The sequence below is a fragment of the Acinetobacter sp. ESBL14 genome (genome assembly GCF_036668815.1).
In the GTDB taxonomy this organism is placed as follows: Bacteria; Pseudomonadota; Gammaproteobacteria; order Pseudomonadales; family Moraxellaceae; genus Acinetobacter; species Acinetobacter gyllenbergii.
Genome location: NZ_JAZEVS010000058.1, coordinates 1 through 354 on the forward strand (window position 1 = coordinate 1; position 354 = coordinate 354).

The following is a 354-nucleotide window of genomic DNA, read 5'->3' on the forward strand; positions in this document are numbered from 1 at the left end:
TGATCGTGGTTCCACCAGCACCTGCAAGCGTGATCTTGTCTTTAGTCGTTGCATCGTCATATTTAACTGCTGCATCGTCTAATGTACCCAACTTGCCATCAACTGCCGCCAATTGATCTTCAGTCGCCGCTTGACCTGATACCGCTGTGCCGTTCCACGTCTTATTGCTTAAACCACCAATGGTATTGGTTGTTCCATCAATCTTAACTTTAATGGCACCACTACCCACATTGATTGCATCTTTAACATTCAACGTGTCGCCTAAGCCCAGTTGGACTCCGCCTGCAACTGTCGTGCTGGTAATGTTGCTATCACCTTTAACATTGATATCACTACCCAAGGCATAGTTGTTCT

At 46.0% G+C, this 354-nt stretch carries 1 pseudogene; it reads right to left on the reverse strand.

Annotated features, from left to right (window positions below):
• Window positions 1-241: pseudogene (locus tag V6E90_RS21610) on the reverse strand (hypothetical protein); the annotation flags it as partial.
• Window positions 242-354: the final 113 nt, after the last annotated feature.